This window comes from Cutibacterium sp. LaCa_89 (genome assembly GCF_058177555.1).
On record NZ_CP190889.1, the window covers coordinates 1,516,454 to 1,542,822 of the forward strand.

Consider the following 26,369-nt stretch of genomic DNA (forward strand, 5'->3'; position numbering starts at 1 on the left):
TCTGATGGACGAGGTGGTTTCGGCTGCATCCTACGCGTCTACCGTGAGATACATGACCTTTCGTAAGACCGATCACCACAAGAACGCCATCGACTACGAGGTTGCCGGGTTGACATGGCTCGCGGCTGCTCAGCCCGCTGGAGCTGCGATCGTCGAGGTGTTGGACCATGGCAATGGTTGGCTCACGGAACCCGAGCTCTCCCCGATCCGTCCCACCCGTGAGGCGGCTGAGGAATTCGGTCGACGCCTGGCTCACACCCACGCAGCAGGGGCATCCCACCTGGGAGCGGCTCCCGACGGGTTCACCCCTGACGGCGGATACATCGGCCGCGCTCCCCTGCGCCTGCCCTCCGAACACATCGACTCATGGGGAGAGTTCTACGCCCACCAGCGCATCGAGCCCTACATGGACAGCCTTGACGCCGACGCCCGCGCGATCATGTCCAAACTCGTCGACCGGCTGGCCAGCGGGGTGTTCGACCACGACCAGCCCGCCCTGGTGACCGATCCTGCCGCGCGTACGCACGGTGACATGTGGTCCGGGAACCTCATGTGGACCTCCGACGGAGTCGTCCTCATCGATCCTGCTGCCCAAGGTGGTCATGCCGAGGAGGACCTTGCCTCCTTGTCGGTCTTTGGTGCCCCCTTCACCAACGAGATTCGTGCCGCCTACGACGAGGAGTCCCCACTGGCCGACGGTTGGCAGGAGCGAGTTGGGCTGCACCAGCTCCACATGCTCATCGTCCACTGCTTCCTCTTCGGCGGCGGATATGTCGGTGAGACCGTCGAGGTAGCACGCCGCTACCTCTGATCGCTTTCCCCAGGAACGAGCTCATGGCCCCGCCATGTGAGGAGGCCACGAATATGTCTCACCAGCCGGTTCTCGGCATCGATGTGAGCCGATGAGGCCAGCCTGGACAGGCTCACATGAAAGGAATCAGTGGGAGTCGGACCAGGCCTGCGGATCTGAGGACCAGGTCTGCAGGGTGGCCAGCTGCTCCGGGGTGATGCGTCCGGACTCCGCTGCCACTTCGATGAGGGTCGGGTAGTTCGACAGGGTGTACAGAGGCAGGCCGGCCTCCTCAAACGCACGATGCCCCTTCTCCAACTGGTAGGAGAACAAGGCGAGGACGCCGACCACCGTCGATCCCTCTCGCTCGACGGCCTGAGCAGCCTTGAGCACCGAGCCGCCGGTGGAGATGAGGTCCTCGACCATGACGACCTTGGAGCCGGCCGGGATGCGTCCTTCGATCTGGTTGCCGCGTCCGTGGTCCTTCGGGGCGGAACGGACATAGGCCATCGGGGCTCCGAGACGATCGGCAGCCAGCGCGGCGTGGGCGATGCCAGCAGTGGCGGTCCCGGCGACGACGTCGACCTGATCGAAATTCGCGCGCACCAGATCAGCCAGGCCCGAGGCGATGAGGTCACGGATCTGTGGGTCCGAGAGGGTAACGCGGTTGTCGCAGTAGATCGGTGAGTGCAGGCCGGAGGCCCAGGTGAACGGGGCATCCGGGGACAGCGAGACAGCTTCGATGTCGAGCAGACGCTCGGCGAATTGCTGGGCGATCTCCTTGTTGGTGACGGTCATGACGGTCTTCCTCCAGGTGGTGTTGTCGTCAGGCTGCCGTGCGTCCGGCATTCCATTCGTCGCGGATGGCGTGATAGGCCGCGACCGGGTCGTCGGCCTTGGTGATGGGACGGCCCACCACGATGGCCGAGGACCCCATCGAGGCCGCGTTGCCAGGGGTGGCAACCCGGGACTGGTCCCCCACTGCGGCGCCTGCCGGACGGATACCGGGGGTGACACGCAGGAAGTCCGGACCCGTCACCGAGGCGATGTCGGCGGCCTCATGGGCCGAGCAGACGACACCGGCCAGACCGGCCGACTGGGCAAGTTTGGCGTAGTTACGCACCGATTCGGCCAGCGGCACCTCGATGAGCTGCTCGGTCTTGAGCGCTTCTGGGGAGGTCGAGGTGAGCTGGGTGATGGCGATGACACGAGTGGTCTCGGCCGCATCCCCGAGGCCCTCCAGAGCTGCCTCCATCATGGCCTTTCCGCCCGCAGCGTGGACGGTCAGCAGATCTGCTCCCAGCCGGGACAGGCTTACGGCCGCGCCCTTGACGGTGTTGGGGATGTCGTGGAGTTTGAGGTCGCAGAAAACATCGTGCCCGGCATCCTTGAGGCTGGTGATGACACTCGGACCTGCCGCGTAGAACAGTTCCATCCCCACCTTGACGAAGAGGCTCTCGTCGAACTTCGCGACGAAGTCGAGGGCAGCCTCGGCGCCGGGAAGGTCGAGGGCGATGATCGGACGGCTGGTGTCCATGTGTACTCCTTGATGGTGGTCGATGATCAGCGAGACCGACGGACCTCGGTGCGGAGGTCCTCGAGGCTGGGGATGTGCAGGTCGTCCATGAGCGGCTCAAGGCCGTCGATGATCTTGGGACATGCCACCGGATCGGTGAAGTTGGCGGTACCGACGGCGACCGCCGAGGCCCCAGCCATCATGAGTTCCAGGACATCGGCGCTGGTCATCACCCCACCCATCCCGATGACGGGGATGTCGACAACCCGGGTGACGGCGTCGATCATGCGCACTGCGATGGGAAGGACGGCTGGCCCGGAGAGCCCGCCCGTGCCGTTGGCGATGACAGGTTTTCGCCATCCCAGGTTGATCCTCATCCCGGTGAGGGTGTTGATGAGGGTCAGGCCGTCGGCCCCGGCGTCAGCGACCGCTCTGGCGATCTCAGTGATGTCGGTGACGTTGGGAGACAGTTTGACGTAAACCGGCACGTTGGCGGCCGCGACGACGGCTTTCGTCAGGTCGTGGGCGGCGGTCGCATTGGTGCCGAAGGTGATTCCTCCGCGCTTGACGTTGGGGCAGGAGATGTTGATCTCCAGGGCTGCCACGTTCGGAGCGGTCGAGATGACCTCTGAAACCGTGACGTAGTCCTCGGTAGTGTACCCGGCGACATTGGCAATGATCGGCAGGTTCGGGAAGCGCTCGGCCAGCCACGGCAGCTTCTCGGCCATGACGACGTCGAGACCCGGATTCTGCAGACCGATGGCATTGAGCATCCCGCCGGGGGTCTCGGCGACCCGAGGAACCGGATTGCCGGGACGCGGCTCAACGGTGGTCGCCTTGATCATGATCGATCCCAGCACTGACAGGTCGTAGTACTGGGCATACTCGGAACCGAAGCCAAAACACCCGCTGGCGGGCATGATCGGATTCTTGAGCTCCAAGCCCGGCAGCGAGACGGCCAACCTGTTCACAGCACGACCTCCTCGGCCTCGAACACCGGGCCGTCGTAACACACCCGGAACTGATGATCGGGGTCCCCGGCGTCCCCGATGACACAGGCGTAGCAGGCACCCACCGCGCAGGCCATCCTCTCCTCCAGGGAGAGCTGAGTGCGCACCGTCGGAGCCAGGGCCGACTTCACCCACTTCAGCATCGGGATGGGCCCACAGGCTTGCACGATGTCGGGGATGAACCGTCGCGCTGCGTCAGTCTCGGCGATCTGGGCGACGGTCCCCCTCGTCCCCACCGACCCGTCATCGGTGGAGATGAGCACCTCGCCCAGCTGGGAGAATTCATCAGCCCAGAAGATGTCGTTGCGGCCCCGGAATCCCAGTCGGAACTGCACCTGGACGCCACGCTCCACGAGGCGACGACCGAGCAGGTACAGCGGCGGGATGCCCACACCTCCACCAACGAGCAGGGCCCGTTGTCCAGACTGCACGGAGTCGAGGGCAAATCCGTGTCCCAGCGGGCCGAGGACATCCATCCTTGCCCCGAGAGGCACCCGCGACAGCTCGTCGGTTCCCCGTCCGACCACCCTAAAGATGAGGGTGTATCCTTCCTCGTCCGCGTCAGCTATGGACAGTGGCCGACGCAGCACGTGCAACCCACCGGGCAGCAGGTCGAGGAAGGTTCCCGGGACGGCCCTCGGCATCGGCCTGTCAGGGATGAGCCGCACCGAGTACACCCCGCGGGCAATCTCCTGGCGATCCGTCAGTTCCATCATCTGAGGGGCCGGACGCTGCCCCGTGGCCCCGCTCATCAGATCGACTCCGTCGAGAAGGCTCGCGACTCCATCACCCGGCAGATCGCTGCGGCGGTATCGAGGGAGGTGAACAGCGGGATGCCCCGGGCGATGGCCTCACGACGGATCTGCTTTCCGTCGATGATGGTGCCCTGGCCGTTGCCCATGACGTTGATGACGGCGTCACAGCCGTTGCGACTGATGAGGTCGAGGACGGACTCGGTGGAACCAGCCTCCCCCGACCCGATCTTCTCGGCCACGTCGATCCTCAGGCCACCCTCGTCGAAGAACCGCGCGGTGCCCTTGGTGCCGACGAGCTGGAATCCAATCCGGTCGAAGCGACGGGCCAGGGTGAGAGCCTCGGGTTTGGCGTCGTCGGCCACCGTGATGAGGATCCTGCCGTATTCGGGGACGTGCAGACTTGCGGCCTCGAAGACCTTGTACAACGCCTTCTCGACGGTGTCGTCAGAACCCATGACCTCACCGGTCGACTTCATCTCCGGTCCCAGGTGCGAGTCGACCAGGTCGAGCTTGGAGAAGCTGAACACCGGAGACTTGACGTGGATGCGCGTGGAGACCGGCAGCAGTCCAGGTTGCAGATCGAGGTCCGAGAGCTTCTCCCCGAGGATGATCCGGGTGGCCACCTCGGCCATCGACACCCCGGTGACCTTGGACAGGAAGGGAACGGTGCGCGAGGCACGAGGGTTGGCCTCGATGACGTAGACCGTGTCCGCACCGCTCAAGGGGTCCTTGGCGATGACGAACTGGATGTTGAGGATGCCCTTGGTGTTCAGTCCCAGGGCCAGCTCCGTCGTCACCTCGACGATGCGATCTGCGACCCGCTGGCCCATCCGCTGCGGCGGGTAGACGGCCATCGAGTCTCCGGAGTGTACGCCCGCACGCTCGATGTGCTCCATGATGCCGGGGATGAGGACGTCGGTGCCGTCACAGATGGCATCGACCTCGCACTCAAGACCGTTGAGGTAACGGTCCACCAGCACCGGCTTGTCGGGGCTGGCGTGGACGGCGTCGCGCATGTACCGCCTGAGCTCCTCGGCGCTCGTCACGATGGCCATGGCACGACCACCAATGACGTAGGAAGGACGCACCAGCACCGGGTACCCGAGCTCCTCGGCGACCACCAGAGCCTCCTCGGTGGACCGGGCGGTACCACCAGGAGCCTGTGGGATCCCCAGCTCCGCAAGCAGGGACTCGAATCCCTCACGGTCCTCGGCGCGGTCGAGGTCGGCAAGCTGGGTGCCCAGAATCGGCACCCCGGCAGCCTCCAGCGGGCCCGCAAGATTGATGGCCGTCTGGCCACCGAACTGGACGATGACCCCCTCCGGCTGCTCGAGGTCGATGACGTTCATGACGTCCTCGATGGTGAGAGGCTCGAAGTACAGCTTGTCGGAGATGGAGAAGTCGGTGGACACCGTCTCCGGGTTGGAGTTCATGATGATCGCCTCATACCCGGCGGCCTGGATGGCCTTGACCGAGTGCACGGTGGCGTAGTCGAACTCGATGCCCTGACCAATGCGGATCGGCCCGGAACCCAGCACCAGGATGCTGGGGCGATTCGACTTCACCGACTCGTTCTCCATCTCGTAGGTCGAGTAGAAGTACGGGGTCGAGGAGTCGAACTCGCCGGCGCAGGTGTCGACCATCTTGTAGACCGGCTTGATACCGGTCTCGACTCGACGGTTGCGTACCTCATCGGCGGTCCTGCCCCAGAAGTGGGCAATGGCCGGATCGGAGAAGCCGTTGCGCTTGGCGATCCAGAGAGTCTCCGGATCATCAGGGCAGGCCCGCAGCCTCTCCTCGATCTCGAGGATGTGGGCGATCTTGTCGAGGAAGAAGACGTCGATCTTGGTCTGCTCGTGGAGTTCGTGCACAGTGCGACCGCGGCGGATCGCCTCGGCCAAGCAGAAGAGACGGTCGTCACGGGCGTGCAGCAGGCGTTCCTCGAGGATGTCGTCAGGTAGGTCCGCGACATCACGCAGAGCAATGTGGTCGACGCCGATCTCCAGGGAGCGCACTGCCTTGAGCAGGGATTCCTCGATGGTGCGCCCCAGAGCCATGACCTCGCCGGTGGCCTTCATCTGAGTGCCGAGACGACGATCAGCCCGGGCGAACTTGTCGAAGGGCCAGCGCGGAATCTTGGCGACGACGTAGTCGAGCATGGGCTCGAACATCGACCAGGTCGTCCCGGTGACCGGATTGCGGATCTCGTCGAGGGTCATACCGACGGCAATCTTCGCAGCGATCTTGGCAATCGGGTAGCCAGTGGCCTTGGAAGCCAGGGCCGAGGACCTCGAGACTCGCGGGTTGACCTCGATGACGTAGTACTGGAAAGACTCCGGGTCCAGGGCGAGCTGGACGTTGCAGCCTCCCTCGATGCCCAGCGCCCGGACTATCTCGATCGACGCGTCGCGCAACATCTCGTGCTCGACGTCGGTGAGAGTCTGGGTGGGGGCGAAGACGATGGAGTCTCCGGTGTGGACACCGACCGGGTCGAAATTCTCCATGGTGCAGACGACCATGGTGTTGTCGGCGCCGTCGCGCATCATCTCGTACTCGATCTCCTTGTACCCGGCGATCGACTGCTCGACCAAGCACTCGGTGACCGGGGAGAGTTCCAGACCCTTCCCGACGATGCGAACCAGTTCGGCCTCGTCATGGCAGATACCGCCGCCGGTACCGCCGAGGGTGTAGGCGGGACGGACGATGAGCGGGTAACCGATGGTGTTACCCACCTCAACCGCCTCGTCGACAGTGTGGACGATCTCGGAAGCCGGCACCGGCTGGCTCAGCTCGTCCATGAGCTGCTTGAACAGGTCACGGTCCTCCGCCTTCTCAATGGCGGAGAGCTTGGTTCCCAGCAGTTCGATGCCCAACTCGTCGAGGATCCCGGACTTAGCCAGTTCGGTGGCCATGTTGAGACCAGTCTGGCCGCCCAGGGTGGGGACGATGGCGTCGGGACGTTCCCGGCGCAGGATTGAGGAGACGAATTCCAGGGTGATCGGCTCGATGTAGACCTTGTCGGCGATGTCGCGGTCGGTCATGATCGTGGCTGGGTTGGAGTTGACGAGGATGACCTCGTACCCCTCCTCCTTGAGGGCCAGACAGGCCTGGGTGCCGGCGTAGTCGAACTCGGCGGCCTGACCGATGACGATCGGACCGGATCCGATGACGAGGATGCGATGCAGGTCGGTGCGGCGGGGCATCAGTTCTGGCCTCCAGAGTGATTGGCGTCCATGAGTGCCACGAAGTCGTCGAAGACGTGGGCTGCGTCGTGCGGCCCGGCGGCCGCGTCGGGGTGGTACTGCACCGAGAAGGACCCGAGACGGGTGTGACGCACACCCATGACCGTCTCGTCATTGATCTCGATGTGGGTGATCTCCAACTCCGTCCCGGCCACTGAGTCGGGATCGACGGCGTATCCGTGGTTCTGGCTGGTGAAGTCGATCCGTCCGGTGGACAGTTCACGCACCGGGTGGTTGAAACCACGGTGTCCGAAGGACAACTTGTAGGTGTCAGCACCGTTGGCCAGGGCGAAGACCTGGTGGCCCATACAGATACCGAAGACCGGATAGTCCTCCTGGAGCTCACGCACAACGTCCTGGACCTGCGGGATCGACTTCGGGTCGCCGGGGCCGTTAGACAACATGATGCCGTCCGGGGCCAGGGCACGCACCCGGTCGGCCGAGATGTTCCAGGGCACCACGGTGACGGCGCATCCCCGCTTGCCGAGCTCGCGCAGGATGGAGTGCTTGAGGCCGAAGTCGAGGAGCACCACACTGCGTCCACCCAGGGGCGACGGATAGGCGGTGCGGGTGGAAACCTGGGCGATCTGGTCGGTGGGAAGCTGGGTGTCGCGCAGCTTCTCCAGCTCGGCGTCGAGATCGGCGCCCGGGCCCAGCAGGACCCCCTTCATGACCCCCTCGTTACGCAGTCGTCGCACCAGGGCACGAGTGTCGATACCAGCCAGGCCTGGAATGCCATGGGTGGTGAGGAACTCGTCGAGGCTGCGTCGGTTGCGCCAGTTGCTGGCCAGTCGCGGCACCTCTCGGCAGATGACCCCGGCAGTCGTCGGGAAGAGGGACTCCATGTCGTCGCGGTTGATGCCGCAGTTTCCGATGAGGGGGTAGGTGAAGGTGACGATCTGTCCGTTGTAGGACTGGTCGGTGAGGGTCTCCTGATAACCGGTCATCCCAGTGGTGAAAACGACCTCGGCCCTCACCTCGAGGTCAGCCCCGAAGGCCTCCCCCTCGTAACTCGTCCCATCGGCCAACAACAGGGTGCGTCTGCTCATCGCGGGTCTCCCATCTCGTGGTCATCAGTCTTGCCGATCTGCTGTCCTCGACGGTGCACCGTCCGGCCACCGACCATCGTCAGCACGCAGTCACCGAGGACGGGACGACCGGCAAATGGGGTGTTGCGTCCCATGCCGGCACCCTCCTCGGGGATGATCGTCGTCTGGGTCTGCAGGTCGAAGGCGGCCAGATCGGCCGGTCCACCCACTCGCAGTCGTCCGGCATCGGCCAGCCCGAACGTGTCCGCAGGCCCAACGGTGAGCCAGTCGACCAACTGGTCCAGGCGGAATCGACGGTTCAGCACGAAGTTCGTGTACAGCAGGGCGAAGGTGTGCTCATTCGTGATGACCCCGAAGGCGGCATTGCGGAAGGAACAGTCCTTCTCAGCGCCGGCGTGCGGGGCATTGTCCGTGGCGATGCAGGTCAAGGTGCCGTCACACAGCCCCTCGACCATGGCGTCGACGTCATCCCGAGTGCGCAGCGGTGGATTCATCTTGTAGAACCCGTCGTCGCCAGGAATGTCCTCGTCAGCCAGCAGCAGGTGATGGGGTGCTACCTCGCCGGTGACCCGCGCACCGTCCTCCCGGCCACGACGCAGGGTGCGAATCGACTGCCTGGTCGAGGCATGGCACAGGTGGTATTGGGCCCCGGTGGCTTCTGCGATCATGACGTCTCGGGCCACCTGGACGGTCTCGGTGAGACGGGTCATGGGCGGCAGGTCGAGTTCACGGGCCCGGCGTCCGTCATTGATGACCCCGCCACGCACCAGGGACTCGTCCTCGGCATGGGCAGCGATGGGACGGTCCGCCGCGGCGGCAGCGCGCATGGCGTCGTACATCGTTCCGGCCAGCTGGACGCCCTTGCCATCATTGGAGAAGGCCACGGCCCCGGCCTGGGTCAGGGCATCGACGTCGACCAGATCGGCACTCGTCAGCCCGACGGTGATGGGAGCGATGGGCCGCACTCGCACCATCGCTGACTCCTTGATCCTGCGCTTGAGGTCGGCCATGAGCTCAGCGGTGTGCGGGTCGGGCACGGTGTTCGGCATCGCGCAGATCGTCGTCCACCCGCCGCGGGCTGCGGCGGCAGTGCCCGAGGCAATGGTCTCCTTGTGCTCCTGTCCCGGCTCGCGCAGATGGACGTGCAGGTCCACCATGCCGGGAGTCACGAGAGCCCCGCCCAGGTCGATGACCTCGGCGTCGGCTCCGTCGAGGGCATTGCGACGACCTCGTGAAATGGCTTCAATTCGGTCATCGTGGACGAGGAGCTGGGAGGGAACCGGGGTGGCTCCCTCCAGCATGGTCAACCCGGTGAGGAGGACCCTTCGGCTCACTTCGTCTCCCTGGCCTGCAGCACCTGTTCCAGAATGGCCATTCGCACCATGACTCCGTTCCCCATCTGCTCAAAGATACGAGACGAGGGGGCCTCCACGAGGTGACCGGAGATCTCACATCCTCGGTTCACCGGAGCCGGGTGCATGATGATCGCGTTCGGCTTCATCCGCTTCGCCCGTTCGTCGGTGAGTCCGAAGGCCTGCAGGTAGTCGGTGGCGGAGAAGTCTGGGCCGGCGTCGAACCTCTCGTGCTGGACTCGCAGCATCATGGTGACGTCGACGTCGGAGATGATCTCGTCGAGGGTGGCCATCGTGCCAAGCCTGGTGACGTCGTGGTCCATCCACTCGCGCGGGCCGGTGAAGACGACATTGGCACCAAGACGGGCAAGGATCTGGGCATCGGAACGAGCCACTCGCGAGTGGGCGATGTCCCCACTGATGGCGACCGTCAGGCCATCGACGTGACCGAACTCCTCGGCAATGGTCATGAGATCGAGCATGCACTGGCTGGGGTGCTGGCCGGAACCGTCGCCACCATTGACGACCGACAGACCGAGCATCCCGGTCGACAACAGGTAGTCGTAGTAATGGTTGGTGGAGTGGCGGATGACGGCCACCTCGGCACCGATAGCGTCGACCGTGCGCACCGAGTCGTAGAGACTTTCCCCCTTGGTGACGCTGGAGTGTCCCGGATCAAAGTCGAGGACCTTCATGCCCAGGCGGTGCTCGGCCATCTGGAAGCTCGTCATGGTTCGGGTGGAGTTCTCGAAGAACATGTTGATGGCGACGTGCCCAGGCCCGACGTGCGGGGCCTCGCCGGCCTTGAACTGACGTCCGCGATCGATGATCTTCATGACGTCGTCATTGGACATGTCCTCCACGGACAGGAAGTGACGTCCGGAGTAGTCGACGTCGAACTCGTCAACGACCTCAGCACTCATCGGGATGCCACCTTTCGAATGGTGACGGCGTCCTCGCCATCGACTTCGGTGACGCGGACGTCAACAGCCTCCCCCAGAGAGGTGGGGATGTTCTTCCCGACGAAATCGGCACGGACCGGCAGCTCGCGGTGACCGCGATCAACCATGACAGCCAGCAGGATGCGGTCGGGACGGCCAGTGTCGAGCAGGGCGTCAAGGGCAGCCCGCACGGTGCGACCGGTGAAGAGGACGTCGTCGACGAGGACGACCGTCTTGCCGGCCAGGTCCCTCGGGACGTTGTTGCCGGAGAGCACCGGGTTCTGCGGACGCTCGCGGTGCTCATTGGGATCGAGGTCGTCCCGGTACAAGGTGATGTCCAGCTCGCTGACGGGAACATCCACATCGCTCAGGGAGGACAGCTTGGCGGCCATTCGCTGTGCCAGGTATGCGCCGCGGGTGCGAATACCGACGATGACCAACTGGTCGAGCCCCTCATTGCGCTCGACGATTTCGTAACAGATTCTCGTCAGCGCCCGCTCCAAAGCCTTGGAGTCGAGAACGGTGACTTGGCCGGATGACTGGGTGAGTTGCATAACAGGCTCCTACCGCTGGACACCGCGGGTGCGAGGGTGGAGCACACCGGGCGACGCGCACATGCGCAGCCGCCTGTTGGCACGACCTTCGCGACCTCACGGGATCGCCATTAAAGGGCGTCGCTAGGAGCGTAGCACGACCCGGGCTGAAGTTGTCTCAGCAGGCGTGATCAGCGAGCACCGACTCGATGTTCACCCTCTCGTCGTCGGTGAACGGTGTCGCTCCCAGCGCGTCAAGGTCGGAGTCCAGTTGCGGCACCGAGGAGGCACCGACGAGGACGCTGGTGATGCGGGAATCCCGCAGGATCCACGACAGAGCCATCTGGGCGAGGGTCTGGTCGCGGTCCTTGGCGATCGCGTTGAGGGCCGAGACGGCGGCGCGGGTGGCGTCGTCGATCTGCTCGGGACGCAGGGAAACCGCGCCCATGCCAGCCCGGGACTGGGCCGGAACGCCTCTGAGGTACTTGTCGGTGAGGATTCCCTGGGCCAACGGGGAGAAGCAGATGATGCCCATCCCCTCCTGCTCACAGGTGTCGACGAGGCCATCCTCGATCCAGCGGTCAAACATGTTGTAGCGCGGCTGGTGGATGAGAAGCGGGGTGCCGAGGTCGCGGGCGATGGCGGCTGCCTTCTCGGTCTGCTCCGGATCGTAGGAGGAGATGCCGACGTAGAGGGCGCGTCCGGAGCGGACGATCCGGTCGAGGGATCCCATGGTCTCCTCGAGCGGGGTGTCCGGGTCGAAGCGGTGGGAGTAGAAGATGTCGACGTAGTCCAGGCCCAAGCGCCTGAGGGACTGGTCGCAGGAGGCGATGAGGTACTTGCGGGAGCCGCCTCCCTGCCCGTAGGGGCCAGGCCACATGTCGTAACCCGCTTTGGAACTGATGATGAGCTCGTCACGGTAGGGCTTGAAGTCGGTGGCCAAGATGCGGCCGAAGTTGATCTCCGCCTGACCGTAGGGCGGACCGTAGTTGTTGGCGAGATCGAAGTGGGTGATGCCACGGTCGAAGGCGCGACGCAGCACGGCACGCTGGGTGGACCCTGGGTGAAGGTCTCCGAAGTTGTGCCACAGGCCCAGGGAGATGGCAGGCAGCAGCAAACCGCTGGTCCCGCAACGTCGGTACTCCATGGTGTCGTAGCGATCTTGGGCTGCCCCATAGGTGCTCACTGCCATGGCCTCAGCGTACCGACAGTCAGCCGTGGTGGGAGCAAGTGTCCAGGACCTCGTCACATCGCTGCCCGCCACGATCGTTACGGGATAGTGGTCACGACTCAGGATTGGCACAGTGCAAGGACACCAGTCTCGATGCTCAGCCGCTAGGATTCGAGACGCGGTACCTGACCGATCTCAGCGACGAACCCACACCGTCGTCTCCCCCGGGAGCTCATCCGTGACGATACCCGAGGCCAGTTCGACGGTACCCCCGGGGAGCGGGCTGGGGTCATCACCGAAATTGGAGACGATGAGCCACTTCCCTCGCCGAAAGGCCAGGACGTCGTTCTCGCCGTGACTGGTCCAGAACAGGTCATCGTTACCAATGAGCTCCTTGCGCAGCCGCAGCGCGTCGCGATACATCGTCAGGGTTGAGGCGGGGTCGTTTCTCTGCGTCGAGACGGCGTAGTGGGAGAACCACAGCGGCTGCGGTAGGTGGGGCCCCGCCGGCCCGAATCCGTAGGAAGGCCCGATCGGTTCCCACGGCAGGGGGACGCGGCAACCGTCCCGCCCGACCTCCTCGTCACCGCGACGGAAGAATGTTGGGTCCTGACGCTGGTCGACCGGGATCTCAGCAACCTCCTGCAGACCCAATTCCTCACCTTGATAGAGGTAGGCCGAACCGGGCAAGGCCAGCATCACCAGAGCGGCGGCCCTCGCCCGGCGTAGGCCTTGGGCCGCATCACACATCGCCGGGTCGCCACCGGCCTGTAACCAGTCCCCGCCGTATTTGCGGATGGGCCAGCCGTTCTCACCCAGCCCCGGATAGACCGTGCCGTATCGGCTGGCCGACCTGACGGTGTCGTGGTTGTTGAGCACCCAAGTCACCGACGATCCCGATGCGGCCGTGATGCACCGGTCGATGACGTCGGCAAAGACTTCCGCATCGTACTCGGCGGACAACAGATCAAAGAAGAAGGCCTGGCCCAAGGAGGAGGGGTCGGTGTACCGGGGCAGGCGAGCCGCCGGGACCGTTGCCTCGGCCACCGCAGCGCGAGGCGGGTCGAAGGAATCCAGGAGCCGTCGCCAGGAATGGAAGATCTCGATGGTGGCGTCGCGATCCTGCAGAGGGTGGTCCTCGCCGATGGGCCATGCGTCCAGGTCCGCCTTGGAGGGGAGCGGTTCGTGGAGATCCTTGGCCAACAGGGACGCGGCATCAACACGGAAACCGTCAACCCCTCGGTCGGCCCAGAAGCGCAGGATGTCGAGGAACTCCTGCTGCACCTCGGAGTTGTCCCAGTTGAGATCTGGCTGTTCTGGTGCGAAGGAGTGGTAGTACCACTGCCCGTCAGGAACCTGCGTCCACGTCAAGCCACCAAAAATCGACACCCAGTCACTGGGAGGCTCGTCGCCGTCGTGGAAGTGATATCGCTGCCGTGCCGGTGAGCCGGGTCCGGATGCCAGAGCCTCCCGGAACCACGGATGCCGGTCACTGGTGTGGTTGGCGACGATGTCGATGATGACCTTGATGCCGTGCGCATGCAGATCGGCGATGAGGTCATCAAGGTCATCGAGGGTTCCGAAGACTGGATCGACGTCGCGCAAGTCGATGACGTCGTATCCACCGTCAACGAATCCGGATGGGTAGAAGGGGCTGAGCCACACGGCGTCGACCTCGAGCTCGACAAGGTGATCGATGTGGTCGCGGATACCGGCCAGGTCGCCAATTCCGTCACCATTGGCGTCGGCGAAGCTACGCGGATAAATCTGATAGACGGTTCCGTCGCTCCACCACTGCTGGGACATCGCACCTCCTGTTGCCAAGGGCGCCAAGCCTACTGGTCCAGTTCGATCTTGCGATGCTGACTCATGATTCCGCCGTGACAAGCCAGAACATCCTCTCCCCTGATCTGTCGCAGGCCAGGACGATAATGGTCTCGACGTTGACGAAGGAGCCAGCATGACCCCAGCTGAGATCACCGACCTCATCTCCCAGCTCACCCTCGAGGAGAAGGCCTCCTTGTGCTCAGGAGGTGATTCCTGGCACCTCCAGACCGTCGAAAGGCTGGGGATTCCCGGACCGATGGTGACGGATGGTCCACACGGCCTGCGCAAGGTTGCCGACGGATCCATGGCAGGGATTTATGACTCCGTCCCCGCGACCTGTTTCCCCACCGCTGCTGGGTTGGCATCGACGTGGGATCCAGAACTCGTCCATGATGTCGGCGCGGCTCTGGGTGAGGAGACGCGAGCCGAGGCGGTGTCCGTCCTGCTCGGTCCTGGCATCAACATGAAACGCTCCCCACTGTGCGGACGCAATTTCGAGTATTTCTCGGAGGATCCGGTTCTCGCCGGGATTCTGGCCACCGAGTTGGTGCGCGGCATCCAGTCCCAGGGAGTCGGAGCGTCGCTCAAGCACTTCGCCGCGAACAACCAGGAGACCGACCGACTGCGAGTCAGCGCCGGGATTGACGAACGCACTCTACGCGAGATCTACTTGTCTGCCTTCGAGATGGTCGTCAAGCACGCGAAGCCCTGGACGGTGATGTGCTCCTACAACGCCCTCAACGGGGTCTACTGCAGCCAGAATCGCTGGTTGCTGACCCAAGTACTGCGCAACGAATGGGGGTACGACGGTCTCGTCATCTCTGACTGGGGCGCCGTCGTCGATCGGGTCGAAGGGTTACGTGCCGGACTCAATCTCGAAATGCCCGGCGATGCTCCCCACAACGATGCCCGGATCGTCGAGGCGGTACGCAACGGTGATCTTGACGAGGAGGTCCTCGACACCGCTGTGGCGCGGATTCTCACCCTCGTCGCTCAGGCGTCTGCGGCTATGGCGGATCCTGGCAGCTACGACACCGAGGCCCATCATCAGCTGGCTCGTCGAGCGGCTGCTGCCTCGGCGGTGTTGCTCAAGAATGACGGGGACGCCCTGCCACTGACCGGCCCGGACGACGTCGTCGTCATCGGAGAGTTCGCACGCACGCCACGTTTTCAGGGAGCGGGGTCATCCAAGGTCAATCCGACTCGCGTCGACACCGCGCTGGACAGTCTGCGCCATATCTGGGGCGACGTCCCCTTCGCTCCCGGATTCGCCCTCACCGGCGAGTCTGATCCCCGTCTGGCCGAAGACGCCGAGTCATTGGCCCGGGGTAAGACAGCCGTCCTCTTCCTCGGGCTTCCGGCCGTCGCCGAGTCCGAGGGCTACGACCGCACGAACACCGATCTACCGGCCGACCAGCTCGATCTTCTGGCCTGTGTGAGCAAGGTCGCTTCCCACACGATCGTCGTCCTTTCCAATGGATCATCGGTGGGCATGGCCGAGTGGGACGACCAGGCCGACGCCATCGTCGAGTGCTGGCTAGGTGGACAGGCCAGCGGATCCGGCGTCGTCGATGTCCTGACCGGCAAGGTCAATCCCTCCGGACACCTCGCCGAGACCATCGCGGTGACGCTGTCCGACATCCCTGCCCAGTTGAACTTTCCTGGAGAGTTTCAGCACGTCACCTACGGCGAGGGCAGATACATCGGCTACCGCGGCCTTGACGTCATCGAGCGCGAGGTTGCCTATCCCTTCGGCCACGGACTGAGTTACACGACCTTTGACTACTCCGATCTCGATCTGGCCGTCCGGCCCGTCACCGACGAGACCGCCCAGGACGAGTCGGTGCTCACCGTCACCTTCACCATCTCCAACACCGGTGACCGCACTGGTTCCGCCGTCCCGCAGGTGTACCTGGGATTCCCCGACGCGACTGTCAACCGCTGTGTACGCGAACTCAAGGCCTTCCGCCGCGTGGAGTTGGCCCCCGGCAAGAGCCGATCGATCACCATTGACCTCACTCGTCGAGACCTGTCCTACTGGGACATCCTGCTGCAGTCATGGGCCGTCGAGCCAGGCACTGTCAGGGTTGAGGTGGGCAGGTCAAGTCGCGATCTTCCGTTGACCGGAGTGGTCATCCTCGACGCCCCGACAGTCCACCACCCGCTGCGTCGCGATTCCACCGTGGCTGAGTGGATGGCCGCGGATGAGGAGTTCGCCGCCAAGGTCCGGCGGGCCACCGAGCAAACCGGCATCGACCTTGACAGCGACCCGACAACGGCTGCCTTCATCCTTGCCATGCCGGCCTATAAGATGCTCCAGATGGCGCCAATCATGACGCCGGAGGAACTCGACGAGATGCTCGGCGACTGAGACGCGAGTCGATGGCCCATGACAGGTCACCGATGCATGTCAAAGGAAGCGTGCCGCCGCACGCCTGGATGAGATCAGACTGAGTCAGGGAGTGGACCAGGTCAACGACGTCCACCGCGGGGACGCAAGACCTTGTGGGCCTGCCAGTCCTCGCCGGCGTCATAACTGGTCGTCAGCACCATGCCAGCGGTGTCGACACCGTCGGAAAGATCTGCCGGATCGATGGTGCCAGGACGTCCCACCTTCGGGGTGACGAGCACGATGAAACCGTCGTCGGAGAGGTCGCGCATGGCGTCCACCAGTCCATCGGCCACATCCCCGTCTTCGGCACGCAACCACAACCAGACGATGTCGACGGCATCGATCGAATCCTCGATCATGTCGCCGTCGATGATGTCCATGACCTCCTGACGGAGGTCCTCGTCAACGTCATCGTCCCAACCGAGCTCCTGGACCACCTGCCCGGCCTCGAGACCGAGCTTGTCCAAATCGGTGCCGCTTCCCACGAATCCTCAGCTTCCTCACGTATGTGCGTCTGGCGCGAAAGACGCCTTGGAACAAGCGTGCCAGATGCGAGACGCGGAGGCCACCTCAGGGGTGACCTCCGCGTCGTCAGATTCGATCAGGCGTCGCCGCCGGCATTGCCGGACGACCCGGCGTTGACGTTGAGAAGGTCGTACTTCTCAGCCGCCTTGGCCGGCCAATCCTGCGGAATCTCACCGCGCTCGGCGAGCATCTGCAGGGCTCGGACGGCCATGGACGGTCCATCGATGTGGAAGAAGCGACGGGCAGCGGCGCGAGTGTCGGAGAACCCGAACCCATCGGCGCCCAGGGACGCATAGTCTCCCGGCACCCACTGAGCGATCTGGTCGGGGACCTGACGCATGTAGTCGGTGGCCGCGACGACCGGGCCCGGGGCATCAGCCAGGCGCTGCACGATGTACGGGGTGCGCTTGTCCTGCTCAGGATGCAGGAAGGCGTGTTCCTCGGTCTCCATGGCGTCACGACGCAGCTTGTTCCACGAGGTGACCGACCAGACGTCAGCGACGACACCGAAGTCGTCCTTGAGGAGATTCTGAGCCTCAAGGGCCCACGGCACCGCAACGCCGGAAGCCAACAGCTGGACGCGACGAGCGTCCTCACCAACACCCTCGAAGGAACCCTTCGACAGCAGGTACATGCCCTTGACGATGCCCTCGGCGTCGACTCCCTCAGGCTCGGCCGGCTGGACGATCGGCTCGTTGTAGACCGTCAGGTAGTACATGACGTTCTCGGGGTTCTCACCGTACATCTGTTCCAGACCGGCCTGGACGATGTGGGAAATCTCGTAGGAGTAGGCCGGGTCGTAGGAGACGACCGCCGGGTTCGTGGCAGCCAGGATCGGCGAATGGCCGTCCATGTGCTGGGTGCCCTCACCTGTCAGGGTGGTGCGCCCGGCGGTTGCGCCGATGATGAATCCCTTGCACATCTGGTCGCCGGCTGCCCAGAAGGAGTCACCGGTGCGCTGGAATCCGAACATCGAGTAGAACAGGTAGATCGGCACCATCGGCACGCCCTGGGTGGAGTAGGCCGAACCGGCAGCGATGAAGGCAGCCGTCGAGCCTGCCTCGTTGATGCCGGTGTGCAGGATCTGGCCGTTCCTGGCCTCGCGGTAGCTGAGCATGAGCTCGTGGTCCACCGGGGTGTAGTTCTGGCCGTGCGGGTTGTAGATCTTGATCGTCGGGAAGAACGAGTCCATGCCGAAGGTACGGGCCTCGTCAGGGATGATCGGGACGACGTGCGGGGCGAAGTTCTTGTCGCGCATGAGATCCTTGAGCAAACGCACGAAAGCCATGGTGGTGGCGACTTCCTGCTTGCCCGATCCACGCTTGACACCGTCGAAGGCCTTCTGCTCCGGGATTGGCAGAGAGGTGAACTTCAAGCGACGCTCCGGCACGAAACCGCCCAGAGCACGACGACGCTCCATGAGGTACTGGATGCGCTCATCGTCGGCGCCCGGGTGGAAGTACGGGGCGCGGTACGGGTCGGCCTCCAGGACCTTGTCGGAGATCGGGATCTCGAGACGGTCACGGAACTGCTTGAGGTCGTCGAGGGCCAGCTTCTTCATCTGGTGGGTCGCGTTGCGGCCCGCGAAGTGGGTTCCGAGGTCGTAGCCCTTGATGGTGCAGGCGAGCACCACGGTCGGAGCTCCCCTGAACTCGGTGGCGGCCTTGTAGGCGTTGTAGATCTTGCGATAGTCGTGGCCACCGCGACGCAGCGCCCAAATCTGTTCGTCGGTCCAGTTCTCGACCATCTTGGCGGTGCGCGGATCACGACCGAAGAAGTGCTCACGGACATAGGCACCGTCGTTGGCCTTAAAGGTCTGGTAGTCGCCGTCACGAGTGTTGTTCATGATGTCGACGAGAGCGCCGTCGCGGTCAGCCTGCAGCAGCGGATCCCAGCCCGATCCCCAGATGACCTTGATGACGTTCCAGCCGGCACCGCGGAAGACGGCCTCCAGCTCCTGGACGATCTTGCCGTTGCCACGTACTGGGCCGTCCAGACGCTGAAGGTTGCAGTTGATGACGAAGGTGAGGTTGTCGAGTTCCTCATTGGCGGCAACCTGCAGGAAGCCACGCGACTCCGGCTCGTCCATCTCGCCGTCGCCGAGGAAGGCCCAGACGTGCTGGTCGGAGCAGTCCTTGACACCACGGTTGGTGAGGTACTTGTTCATGGACGCCTGGTAGATGGAGTCCATCGGCCCCAGACCCATTGACACCGTCGGGAACTGCCAGAAGTCGGGAAGCATGCGCGGGTGGGGGTAGGAGGGCAGGCCGTGACCAGCCTTCGACTTCTCCTGACGGAACCCGTCAAGATCCTCCTCACTGAGGCGTCCCTCCAGGAAGGCGCGGGCATACATACCCGGAGCTGCATGGCCCTGGAAGAAGACCTGGTCGCCGCCGCCGGGAGCGTCCTGTCCACGCCAGAAGTGGTTCTGGCCGACCTCGTAGAGGGTGACTGCGGAGGCATAGGTGGAGATGTGGCCACCGACGCCGATACCGGGACGCTGAGCGCGATGCACCGTGATGGCGGAGTTCCATCGCAGCAGACGACGGATGTTCCGCTCGATCTCGGCGTCGCCGGGGTACTCCTCCTCGTCCTCGGCAGCGATGGTGTTGATGTAATCGGTGGAGGTGAGAGCCGACAGACCGAGATGACCGTGGCTACGAGCCCGCTCCAGCATCTTCAGCAACACGATCCGGGCGCGGTTGGGACCGTCAGCCTCGACCATCTTGTCGAGGGATTCGATCCACTCCTGGGTCTCCTCGGGATCGATGTCAGGCAGTGTTGTCGGTAGTCCGTTGAGGACTGGTCCGCGTTCTTCGCGTGGGATCACGCTGGGTCCTTTCTCATCGACGTTGACGCGCTACCGGCGTCGTCACCGGTGACGGTTCGAGGTGGCAGCCCGAGGGCCCGCCGCCAACCTATTGTGTCGTGTTATGAAAGAAAAGTCACTTGCAGATGTCGTAAATCGACTCAGCGCGAAATTCCCGCCTTGACGGCAGACGCGAGGAAGGACATCGCGGCCAAACCACATCCCCATTAGACTGTCCGACGTTTCGCCGGGGGGAGGCTCAGGTGGCCAGGAATGACATCGCGCCGACGTCCGCGCGCCGAACGTCGAGTACCGGTCGCACCGTCGTCCCCTCTGACCGCACCCGCCGAGCCATCGCGAAGCGCTTGACTGCTCGCACTTCCGCCATGACAACCGCCACCCTCGAGGAGATGGGCCGTCGTCATTCCTGGTTCCGCGACCTTTCTGCCGAGGAGAGGTCGTGGATTTCGATCGTGGCCCGATCCGGCATCGACGGCTTCGTGCAATGGTTTGCTGACGACGACGCCGAGCCCTACTCCCCAACCGACGTCTTCGACGTGGCACCGCGATCCATGACTCGCAAGATCTCGCTGCACCAGACCGTCGAGCTGGTCCGCACCACGATTGAGGTCGTCGAGACTCAGATCGAAACCGAGATGCCACGCGGAGATCGCCAGGTCCTGCGTACCGCCATCGTCCACTACTCCCGAGAGGTCGCTTTCGCAGCCGCCGAGGTGTATGCCCGAGCCGCCGAGCGCCGCGGCACCTGGGACGAGCGACTGGAATCCCTCGTCGTCGATGCCGTGGTCCGCGCCGACGCCGACGAGCAGCTCATCTCTCGCGCTTCCACCCTCGGGTGGCGTCCCGGTATCAATCTGTGTGTCGTCGTGGGCCGTGCCCCGACCACTGAGCATGAACTGCACGTGCTGCGTCGCGACGGGGAACGGATGCAGATGACCGTGCTGGCCGCCCTGCAGTCCGATCGCCTCGTCGTCATCCTCGCCAGTCAGAAACTCGTCGACGCTCCGGCCGCGGTGGCTGCCACCGAAGCCTTGGCCGAGCATTTTGCGCCCGGCCCCATCGTCGTCGGACCGGTTGTCGCTGACCTCACCCTGGCACCGGCCTCCGCTCGCGCCGCACTGTCAGGAGCCCGAGCCGCGCGAGCCTGGCCGGAGGGTCCGCGGGTCATGGCTGCCATCGATCTTCTACCTGAGCAGGTTCTCTCCGGTGACGCCGAGGCCACTGCGTGGCTCGTCGATGAGGTCTACACCCCGTTGGCCGCCGCGAGTGGGGACCTCATGGACACCACCGTCTCCTTCCTCGATCACGGCTGCTCGGTGGAAGGCACCGGGCGGGCCATGTTCATCCACCCGAACACGGTGCGCTACCGCCTCAAGAGGATCCAGGCCGTCACTGGCTATTCCCCATCGGACCCTCGAGAGGCTTATGTACTACGACTGGCGATCACCTTGGGGCGGCTGACGAACTGATGCCAACCGGTCTCAGGGCTCACGCCATCGAAGATGATTCAGTCTCAGGCCACCTCGCGCCGTTGTTCCAGTAGTCCTGGATTTCCTCGAGCGAACGACCAGAGGTTTCCGGGGCGTATCGCAGCAGGAATAGCAGCGCAAGGACGAGGAGCCCACCATATACGCCGAAGGTTCCAGCAAGCCCGATGCCGTCGAGCATCACGGCTCCCAGTTGAGCAGTGATCGCATTGGCGACCAAGTCGGCGGTGAGCACCAAGGACGCACCGAGTGACCGGTAACGAGCCGGGAAGATCTCACCTGCGTAAACCCATACGATTGAGCCGAAGCCGAAGGTGAATCCCATCGTAAACAAGGACATGCCGATGAGGCCCATAACACCGGCTGCGGTACCCTCGAAGCCGCTCACCAGATAGGTCACGATGAGAATGATCGTCGCAGCGATCATCGTAGATATTCCTGTAATGAGTACAAACCGACGCCCCACCTTGTCAATAACCAGCATGGAGGCGACAACACTTATCAGCGACAAGAACTGAACCAAGGACGGCACGAGGTAGGTCGTCGCGGTATCCGTGAACCCCATTCGAGAATAGATGCCAGGCGCATAATAAATAGTGGCATTGATCCCGGTGATCTGGATTGAGAATCCTAGTACAATGGCAAAAATGGTGGTTCTGGCCATGCCACCATGGAACATCTCACGCAATCGTTCCCACACAGATCCGGCAGGTTGGGACGACAATGAGTTTCGGGTCTCGTTGAGGCTTGGCTCAACCAATTCTGCTACTTCAATGCGCTCCATTGCACGGCGAGCCTCCTCCTCTCGTCCCTTGAGCATGTACCACGACGGAGTTTCTTCAGTGCGAAACAGCATCAACAGAACGATGAATGCCGGGACGGCTGCCACACCGAGAATCCAACGCCATGTGTCCGTGGGCAGCAACAAGTACCCGACAAGGTAACCCAAAATAATTCCAATAACGCACGTCACCTGATACGCAGTCGCCAACCCGCCACGCCGCGACGCCGGAGCGGATTCAGCAATAAACACCGGGACGACTGTAATGGAGAGTCCAATAGTTATTCCCAGGAGGACTCGCATCGCAAGGAATGACCCGGCAGACGGAGAGATGGCAGTCAAAATCGCAAAAACCGTGTAGCCAGCGGCAATGATGATCATCGATTTCTTGCGCCCAATGGCATTAGCCATGGGGCCGCCGAGAATAGCGCCAGCTATTTGACCCACGACCGACGCCGTGTTGATGGCACCATAGATACCAAAGTCCCGCTTCACGAACTGCAACGCAGCAGCGGTGTTAGAAATATCAAAACCGTAGGTAATTCCCAGAGCTGCTGCTGTCACCGCCATGAAGACAGCCCTACGCATCTGGCTACCGTCCGCGGCACCATCTGTCTCGTATCCGCCTGCCTTGACATTCCCCCGCACAGGATCACTCGACGCCATATACTCCCTTTCTCCGAGCACTGAACTTCACGCACGCAATAACCGACCCGGCTAGCTCCCTAACACTACAGTTAATGGTCGTCACCCCGCTTCCCCGCGCCGCGCATCGAGTTTCTCTTGCCATCACACTTGCCGTCCGGGAAGCTAGGCTCACGTTATGAACGTCATGATTCCAGTTCGCCCGGACGGCTCAGTGGAGCCCCGGTTCGGCAAGGCACCCATGGTGGCCGTCGCACAGGTCGATGACAACGGTCACGTCACGCAGTGGCAGACCTTCGAGGTGGAGTGGGACCGCCTCCACGACGAGGGCACCGAGGGCAGTCATCACGCTCGCATCGTCCGTTTCCTGCGCGAACACGAGGTCGTGGCATGCGTGGCCACTCACGCCGGAATGGGGATGCAGCGCACGTTGGCAGCGATGAAGGTTCCGCTGCTGCCAGCAACCCTCCCCGACGCCCGGGAATCAGTCGAACAGGCGATGGTCGCCGCCTGCGCCACCGTCAAGAATGAGGCGGAGCGATGAGAGCAGCTGTGATCGGCGCCGGAGCCATCGGCGCTTTCTACGGTGGCGTGTTGGCCGACGCCGGGGCCGACGTCTCCTTCGTCGCCCGTGGCAAGACCTTGAAAGCCATTCGCGAGCACGGACTGCGCATCGTCGGCAACACCGAGGTGACCCTCGACGTTCCCGCCACTGACAACGCTGCCGAGATCGGACAGGTCGATGTCGTGCTCATGTGTACCAAGACCTTCCAGGTAGCCGGTGCCGCTCGTACCCACCTGTCTGCTCTCATGGGACCCGACACCCTCGTCGTCACGACCCAGAATGGCGTCATTGCACCTCGGGTGCTGGCCGAGATCATCGGCGCCGAGCACGTGGCCCCCGGTGTCTGCAGGGAATGGGTCAAGATCGTCGAGCCAGGCCTCGTCATGGATCTGGGCGGACCTCGCATGTTGGAGGTCTCGACGATGGACGACTCCCCCAATCCGATCATCGATGAGTTGCGAGCTGCCTACGAGACGGCCAGCATCGTCTCCCCCGTCATCGCCGACATCACCACCACGCTGTGGGTCAAGATGTGTTCCGTCGTTCCCCAGGGAGCCTGTGGGGCCGTCCTCGACGTCGCTCTGGGCGACCTACTCAGCACCCATCGCGACATCTTCGCCCGGTGCATTGACGAGACGGTGCATGTCGCTCGTGGACACGGCGCCAAGATCGCCGACGACTTCGTCGAGAAGAACCTCAGGTTCCTCGCCGGACAGGATCCTGCCTCGACGACCTCATTCCAACGCGACATCCTTGCCGGTCGTCCCAGCGAGTATGCCGCCCAGGTCGGAGCCGTTCCCGGACTGGGTGACGAGGTGGGCGTCGACACCCCCGTCAATGACGTCCTTGCCGCTGTGCTGGGACGCCGGGAGGCCGCCAATCGGACCTGATTCGAGACACACACCGGGTTTTGGAGGAACCCCCCTGTCCCTTTGTGAAAACCCCACAAAGGCAACCCCGGGTACTTCGTCGGTTCCATGTCTCGCCTCAGGGCCTGCCAGGGGGCAAAGTGGGAACGTGCTTGCAATCGTCGCTCCGGGCCAGGGAGCCCAGAAACCAGGATTCCTGTCGGACTGGATGTCCGACCCCACCTTCTCTGACCACCTCGCATGGTTGTCAGCGGTGGCCGACATCGATCTGGTGACCCACGGCACGACCTCCGACGAGGCGACCATCAAGGACACCGCTGTCGCCCAGCCGCTGCTCGTCGCCGCCGCGCTGGCGACCGCATGGTCGGTCGATCCCGAGATCTTCTCCAAGGCGGACCTGCTGGCCGGACACTCGGTCGGCGAAATCGCCGCCGGCGCTGCCGCTGGTGCTTTCTCGGCCGAGGCCGCAATGGTTCTCGTCCGTGAGCGCGGCCGCGCCATGGCAGAGGCCGCTTCTCGCACCGCGACTTCGATGACCGCCGTCATTGGTGGCAAGCCTGACGAGGTCCTGGCGGCCATCGAGGCTGCGGGCCTCACCCCGGCCAACCACAATGGCAAGGGTCAGATCGTCGCGGCCGGAACCGTCGAGCAACTCGAGGCCTTCGCCGCTGAGCCTCCGGCTCGTACCCGACTCTTCCCGCTCTCGGTTGCCGGCGCCTTTCACACCGTTCACATGGAGCCTGCCGTTGACCGCCTGCGCGAGGTCGCCGCGGCCATGCCGACGACCACCCCGTCGGTGGCCCTGCTGTCGAACCGCGACGGTGTCGTCGTCACGGACGGACGCGAGTTCGCTGATCGTCTTGTCAACCAGGTTGCCCACCCGGTGCGTTGGGACCTGTGCATGGGCACCATGGCCGAGCGCGGCATCACCGGCATGCTCGAACTCACCCCGGCTGGCACCCTGACGGGTATCGCCAAGCGCAACCTCGGGGGTGTTGAGCTGTTCAACCTCAACACCCCAGACCAGATTCCGGCTGCCCGCGATTTCATCGCGGCCCACGCTGGCAAGGAGAATGCATGACAGCCATCAAGACCCGCCCGATCGACAGGTACTCGCAGTTCCTGTCCACCGGGTCAGTCCGCGGTTCGCGGGTCGTCACCAACGAGGAAATGTGCACCATGATCGACTCCACCCCGGAGTGGATCGAACAACGCACCGGTATCACCGAGCGTCGCTGGGGTACCGAATCCGAGACCGTGTTGTCGATGGGCACCGAGGCCGCTCGTACCGCCCTTGAGCGCTCCGGCCTCGAGACCTCGCAGATCGACGCCATCATCGTCGCGACCGTCTCGCATCATCGTCCCTCCCCGAGCCTGGCGACCTACATCGCTCGCGAGCTCGGCCTGGGCAACGCCGCAGCCTTCGACCTCAACGGTGCCTGCGCGGGATTCTGCTACTCGACCGCTCTGGCCGACTCGATGATCCGCACCGGATCCGCGAACAACGTGCTCGTCATCGGCGTCGAGAAGCTCTCCGAGATGACCAACCTCGACGATCGCTCCACTGCCTTCCTCTTCTCCGACGGCGCAGGGGCTGCAATCATCGGCGCGAGCGACGAGCCGGGAATCGGTCCGGTCATCTGGGGATCGCGCTCTGACCAGCTCAAGACCATCGAGATCGAGGACTGGGCAAGCGCCAGCGCCGATCCCGAAAAGGTCCACCCCCTCATCCACATGGAAGGCCGCGCGGTCTTCAAGTGGGCCATGACCGACGTCGCCAAGCGCTCCGCCGAAGCGGTGGCCGCGGCCGGGATCACCCCCGAAGCCCTCGACGTCTTCATCCCGCACCAGGCCAATGATCGCATCACCGACGTCATCTGCCGCCACCTCAAACTGCCCGAGTCGGTGACCATCTGCCACGACATCGCTGACATGGGGAATACCTCCGCCGCGTCCGTGCCGATCGCCATCGACCGTATGCTTCAACGTGGGGAGGCCCACAGCGGCGACCTCGCCCTCATCATCGGTTTCGGAGCCGGACTGGTGTACGCCGGTCAGGTCATCCGGCTCCCCTGAGACCCATATTCAC

General features: G+C 63.8%; 22 protein-coding genes. 7 read left to right on the plus strand and 15 right to left on the minus strand.

Going from position 1 to position 26,369, the window contains the following annotated elements; translation table 11 throughout:
- The first annotated feature begins 4 nt into the window (after nt 1–4).
- On the plus strand, nt 5–811 hold the full coding sequence (locus ACP8LP_RS07005; protein ID WP_016667492.1) for a fructosamine kinase family protein: 807 nt from the start codon (nt 5–7) through the stop codon (nt 809–811).
- Nucleotides 812–937: 126 nt separating this feature from the next.
- On the opposite strand, the gene pyrE is transcribed toward ACP8LP_RS07005, so the two are convergent.
- The 11 genes from pyrE to ACP8LP_RS07060 all read right to left on the minus strand — a co-directional run bounded on the left by pyrE (nt 938) and on the right by ACP8LP_RS07060 (nt 14,165).
- A complete protein-coding gene (gene pyrE, locus ACP8LP_RS07010) occupies nt 938–1,588 on the minus strand; it encodes an orotate phosphoribosyltransferase (protein WP_016667491.1) in 651 nt (216 codons plus the stop codon).
- A 28-nt stretch (nt 1,589–1,616) separates the two neighbouring features.
- Nucleotides 1,617–2,327 carry an orotidine-5'-phosphate decarboxylase gene (gene pyrF / locus ACP8LP_RS07015; protein ID WP_016667490.1) on the minus strand — a complete coding sequence of 237 codons (711 nt, stop codon included), beginning with the start codon at nt 2,325–2,327 and terminating at the stop codon, nt 1,617–1,619.
- A 26-nt stretch (nt 2,328–2,353) separates the two neighbouring features.
- Nucleotides 2,354–3,277 carry a dihydroorotate dehydrogenase gene (locus ACP8LP_RS07020; protein ID WP_016667489.1) on the minus strand — a complete coding sequence of 308 codons (924 nt, stop codon included), beginning with the start codon at nt 3,275–3,277 and terminating at the stop codon, nt 2,354–2,356.
- The gene (locus ACP8LP_RS07025; RefSeq protein WP_016667488.1) at nt 3,274–4,068 is read right to left on the minus strand and encodes a dihydroorotate dehydrogenase electron transfer subunit; all 795 of its coding nucleotides are present in this window, start codon (nt 4,066–4,068) and stop codon (nt 3,274–3,276) included. Before ACP8LP_RS07025 ends, ACP8LP_RS07020 begins: the two co-directional genes overlap by 4 nt.
- A complete protein-coding gene (carB, locus tag ACP8LP_RS07030; protein ID WP_063279698.1) occupies nt 4,068–7,274 on the minus strand; it encodes a carbamoyl-phosphate synthase large subunit in 3,207 nt (1,068 codons plus the stop codon). Before carB ends, ACP8LP_RS07025 begins: the two co-directional genes overlap by 1 nt.
- A complete protein-coding gene (locus ACP8LP_RS07035) occupies nt 7,274–8,362 on the minus strand; it encodes a carbamoyl phosphate synthase small subunit (RefSeq protein WP_063279697.1) in 1,089 nt (362 codons plus the stop codon). The genes carB and ACP8LP_RS07035 overlap by 1 nt, the downstream gene beginning before the upstream one ends.
- Entirely contained in the window at nt 8,359–9,696 is a 1,338-nt protein-coding gene (locus ACP8LP_RS07040) for a dihydroorotase (RefSeq protein ID WP_063279696.1), read from the minus strand. Before ACP8LP_RS07040 ends, ACP8LP_RS07035 begins: the two co-directional genes overlap by 4 nt.
- On the minus strand, nt 9,693–10,637 hold the full coding sequence (locus ACP8LP_RS07045; protein WP_016667484.1) for an aspartate carbamoyltransferase catalytic subunit: 945 nt from the start codon (nt 10,635–10,637) through the stop codon (nt 9,693–9,695). The genes ACP8LP_RS07040 and ACP8LP_RS07045 overlap by 4 nt, the downstream gene beginning before the upstream one ends.
- Nucleotides 10,634–11,209 carry a bifunctional pyr operon transcriptional regulator/uracil phosphoribosyltransferase PyrR gene (gene pyrR, locus ACP8LP_RS07050; protein WP_016667483.1) on the minus strand — a complete coding sequence of 192 codons (576 nt, stop codon included), beginning with the start codon at nt 11,207–11,209 and terminating at the stop codon, nt 10,634–10,636. Before pyrR ends, ACP8LP_RS07045 begins: the two co-directional genes overlap by 4 nt.
- A gap of 157 nt (nt 11,210–11,366) precedes the next feature.
- Nucleotides 11,367–12,380 (minus strand): L-glyceraldehyde 3-phosphate reductase, encoded by a 1,014-nt coding sequence (gene mgrA / locus ACP8LP_RS07055; RefSeq protein ID WP_036975936.1) that lies wholly within the window; start codon nt 12,378–12,380, stop codon nt 11,367–11,369.
- A 174-nt stretch (nt 12,381–12,554) separates the two neighbouring features.
- Entirely contained in the window at nt 12,555–14,165 is a 1,611-nt protein-coding gene (locus ACP8LP_RS07060; RefSeq protein WP_484483057.1) for a glycoside hydrolase family 13 protein, read from the minus strand.
- A gap of 154 nt (nt 14,166–14,319) precedes the next feature.
- Here ACP8LP_RS07060 and ACP8LP_RS07065 point away from each other — a divergent pair, with 154 nt between their 5' ends.
- Nucleotides 14,320–16,557 (plus strand): glycoside hydrolase family 3 C-terminal domain-containing protein, encoded by a 2,238-nt coding sequence (locus tag ACP8LP_RS07065; protein ID WP_063279695.1) that lies wholly within the window; start codon nt 14,320–14,322, stop codon nt 16,555–16,557.
- Nucleotides 16,558–16,658: 101 nt separating this feature from the next.
- On the opposite strand, the gene ACP8LP_RS07070 is transcribed toward ACP8LP_RS07065, so the two are convergent.
- The 3 genes from ACP8LP_RS07070 to ACP8LP_RS07080 all read right to left on the minus strand — a co-directional run bounded on the left by ACP8LP_RS07070 (nt 16,659) and on the right by ACP8LP_RS07080 (nt 20,300).
- On the minus strand, nt 16,659–17,063 hold the full coding sequence (locus tag ACP8LP_RS07070) for a DUF3052 domain-containing protein (RefSeq protein ID WP_004811605.1): 405 nt from the start codon (nt 17,061–17,063) through the stop codon (nt 16,659–16,661).
- Between the two features lie 116 nt (nt 17,064–17,179).
- Nucleotides 17,180–19,933 carry a pyruvate dehydrogenase (acetyl-transferring), homodimeric type gene (gene aceE, locus ACP8LP_RS07075; protein ID WP_016667479.1) on the minus strand — a complete coding sequence of 918 codons (2,754 nt, stop codon included), beginning with the start codon at nt 19,931–19,933 and terminating at the stop codon, nt 17,180–17,182.
- Nucleotides 19,934–20,171: 238 nt separating this feature from the next.
- Nucleotides 20,172–20,300 (minus strand): hypothetical protein, encoded by a 129-nt coding sequence (locus tag ACP8LP_RS07080; protein WP_256998299.1) that lies wholly within the window; start codon nt 20,298–20,300, stop codon nt 20,172–20,174.
- Here ACP8LP_RS07080 and ACP8LP_RS07085 point away from each other — a divergent pair.
- On the plus strand, nt 20,299–21,402 hold the full coding sequence (locus ACP8LP_RS07085) for a PucR family transcriptional regulator (RefSeq protein ID WP_171023464.1): 1,104 nt from the start codon (nt 20,299–20,301) through the stop codon (nt 21,400–21,402). The genes ACP8LP_RS07080 and ACP8LP_RS07085 overlap by 2 nt on opposite strands.
- A gap of 19 nt (nt 21,403–21,421) precedes the next feature.
- Here the strand turns inward: ACP8LP_RS07085 and ACP8LP_RS07090 are convergent, their stop codons facing one another.
- A complete protein-coding gene (locus ACP8LP_RS07090) occupies nt 21,422–22,867 on the minus strand; it encodes a sugar porter family MFS transporter (RefSeq protein ID WP_484483058.1) in 1,446 nt (481 codons plus the stop codon).
- A 157-nt stretch (nt 22,868–23,024) separates the two neighbouring features.
- Here ACP8LP_RS07090 and ACP8LP_RS07095 point away from each other — a divergent pair, with 157 nt between their 5' ends.
- The 4 genes from ACP8LP_RS07095 to ACP8LP_RS07110 all read left to right on the plus strand — a co-directional run bounded on the left by ACP8LP_RS07095 (nt 23,025) and on the right by ACP8LP_RS07110 (nt 26,356).
- Nucleotides 23,025–23,390: a NifB/NifX family molybdenum-iron cluster-binding protein gene (locus ACP8LP_RS07095; RefSeq protein ID WP_016667476.1), complete on the plus strand. Its 366-nt coding sequence runs from the start codon at nt 23,025–23,027 to the stop codon at nt 23,388–23,390.
- Nucleotides 23,387–24,301, plus strand: a complete 915-nt coding sequence (locus ACP8LP_RS07100; RefSeq protein WP_063279694.1) for a 2-dehydropantoate 2-reductase — start codon at nt 23,387–23,389, stop codon at nt 24,299–24,301. The genes ACP8LP_RS07095 and ACP8LP_RS07100 overlap by 4 nt, the downstream gene beginning before the upstream one ends.
- A 187-nt stretch (nt 24,302–24,488) precedes the next feature.
- Complete coding sequence (locus ACP8LP_RS07105) at nt 24,489–25,361, plus strand: ACP S-malonyltransferase (RefSeq protein ID WP_063279709.1); 873 nt, start codon at nt 24,489–24,491, stop codon at nt 25,359–25,361.
- Entirely contained in the window at nt 25,358–26,356 is a 999-nt protein-coding gene (locus ACP8LP_RS07110) for a beta-ketoacyl-ACP synthase III (RefSeq protein ID WP_016667473.1), read from the plus strand. The genes ACP8LP_RS07105 and ACP8LP_RS07110 overlap by 4 nt, the downstream gene beginning before the upstream one ends.
- The last annotated feature ends 13 nt before the right edge of the window (nt 26,357–26,369 follow it).

Excerpts from the sequence above, each read along its gene's own strand:
- ACP8LP_RS07110 (WP_016667473.1), top strand. The coding sequence starts at position 25,358 with ATGACAGCCATCAAGACCCGCCCGATCGACAGGTACTCGCAGTTCCTG.
- pyrF (WP_016667490.1), bottom strand. The coding sequence starts at position 2,327 with ATGGACACCAGCCGTCCGATCATCGCCCTCGACCTTCCCGGCGCCGAG.
- pyrE (WP_016667491.1), bottom strand. The coding sequence starts at position 1,588 with ATGACCGTCACCAACAAGGAGATCGCCCAGCAATTCGCCGAGCGTCTG.
- pyrR (WP_016667483.1), bottom strand. The coding sequence starts at position 11,209 with ATGCAACTCACCCAGTCATCCGGCCAAGTCACCGTTCTCGACTCCAAG.
- ACP8LP_RS07035 (WP_063279697.1), bottom strand. The coding sequence starts at position 8,362 with ATGAGCAGACGCACCCTGTTGTTGGCCGATGGGACGAGTTACGAGGGG.
- ACP8LP_RS07090 (WP_484483058.1), bottom strand. The coding sequence starts at position 22,867 with ATGGCGTCGAGTGATCCTGTGCGGGGGAATGTCAAGGCAGGCGGATAC.
- ACP8LP_RS07005 (WP_016667492.1), top strand. The coding sequence starts at position 5 with ATGGACGAGGTGGTTTCGGCTGCATCCTACGCGTCTACCGTGAGATAC.
- ACP8LP_RS07025 (WP_016667488.1), bottom strand. The coding sequence starts at position 4,068 with ATGAGCGGGGCCACGGGGCAGCGTCCGGCCCCTCAGATGATGGAACTG.
- ACP8LP_RS07045 (WP_016667484.1), bottom strand. The coding sequence starts at position 10,637 with ATGAGTGCTGAGGTCGTTGACGAGTTCGACGTCGACTACTCCGGACGT.
- carB (WP_063279698.1), bottom strand. The coding sequence starts at position 7,274 with ATGCCCCGCCGCACCGACCTGCATCGCATCCTCGTCATCGGATCCGGT.
- ACP8LP_RS07060 (WP_484483057.1), bottom strand. The coding sequence starts at position 14,165 with ATGTCCCAGCAGTGGTGGAGCGACGGAACCGTCTATCAGATTTATCCG.
- ACP8LP_RS07100 (WP_063279694.1), top strand. The coding sequence starts at position 23,387 with ATGAGAGCAGCTGTGATCGGCGCCGGAGCCATCGGCGCTTTCTACGGT.
- ACP8LP_RS07085 (WP_171023464.1), top strand. The coding sequence starts at position 20,299 with ATGACAACCGCCACCCTCGAGGAGATGGGCCGTCGTCATTCCTGGTTC.
- ACP8LP_RS07065 (WP_063279695.1), top strand. The coding sequence starts at position 14,320 with ATGACCCCAGCTGAGATCACCGACCTCATCTCCCAGCTCACCCTCGAG.
- mgrA (WP_036975936.1), bottom strand. The coding sequence starts at position 12,380 with ATGGCAGTGAGCACCTATGGGGCAGCCCAAGATCGCTACGACACCATG.
- ACP8LP_RS07080 (WP_256998299.1), bottom strand. The coding sequence starts at position 20,300 with ATGGCGGAAGTGCGAGCAGTCAAGCGCTTCGCGATGGCTCGGCGGGTG.
- ACP8LP_RS07095 (WP_016667476.1), top strand. The coding sequence starts at position 23,025 with ATGAACGTCATGATTCCAGTTCGCCCGGACGGCTCAGTGGAGCCCCGG.
- ACP8LP_RS07105 (WP_063279709.1), top strand. The coding sequence starts at position 24,489 with ATGTCCGACCCCACCTTCTCTGACCACCTCGCATGGTTGTCAGCGGTG.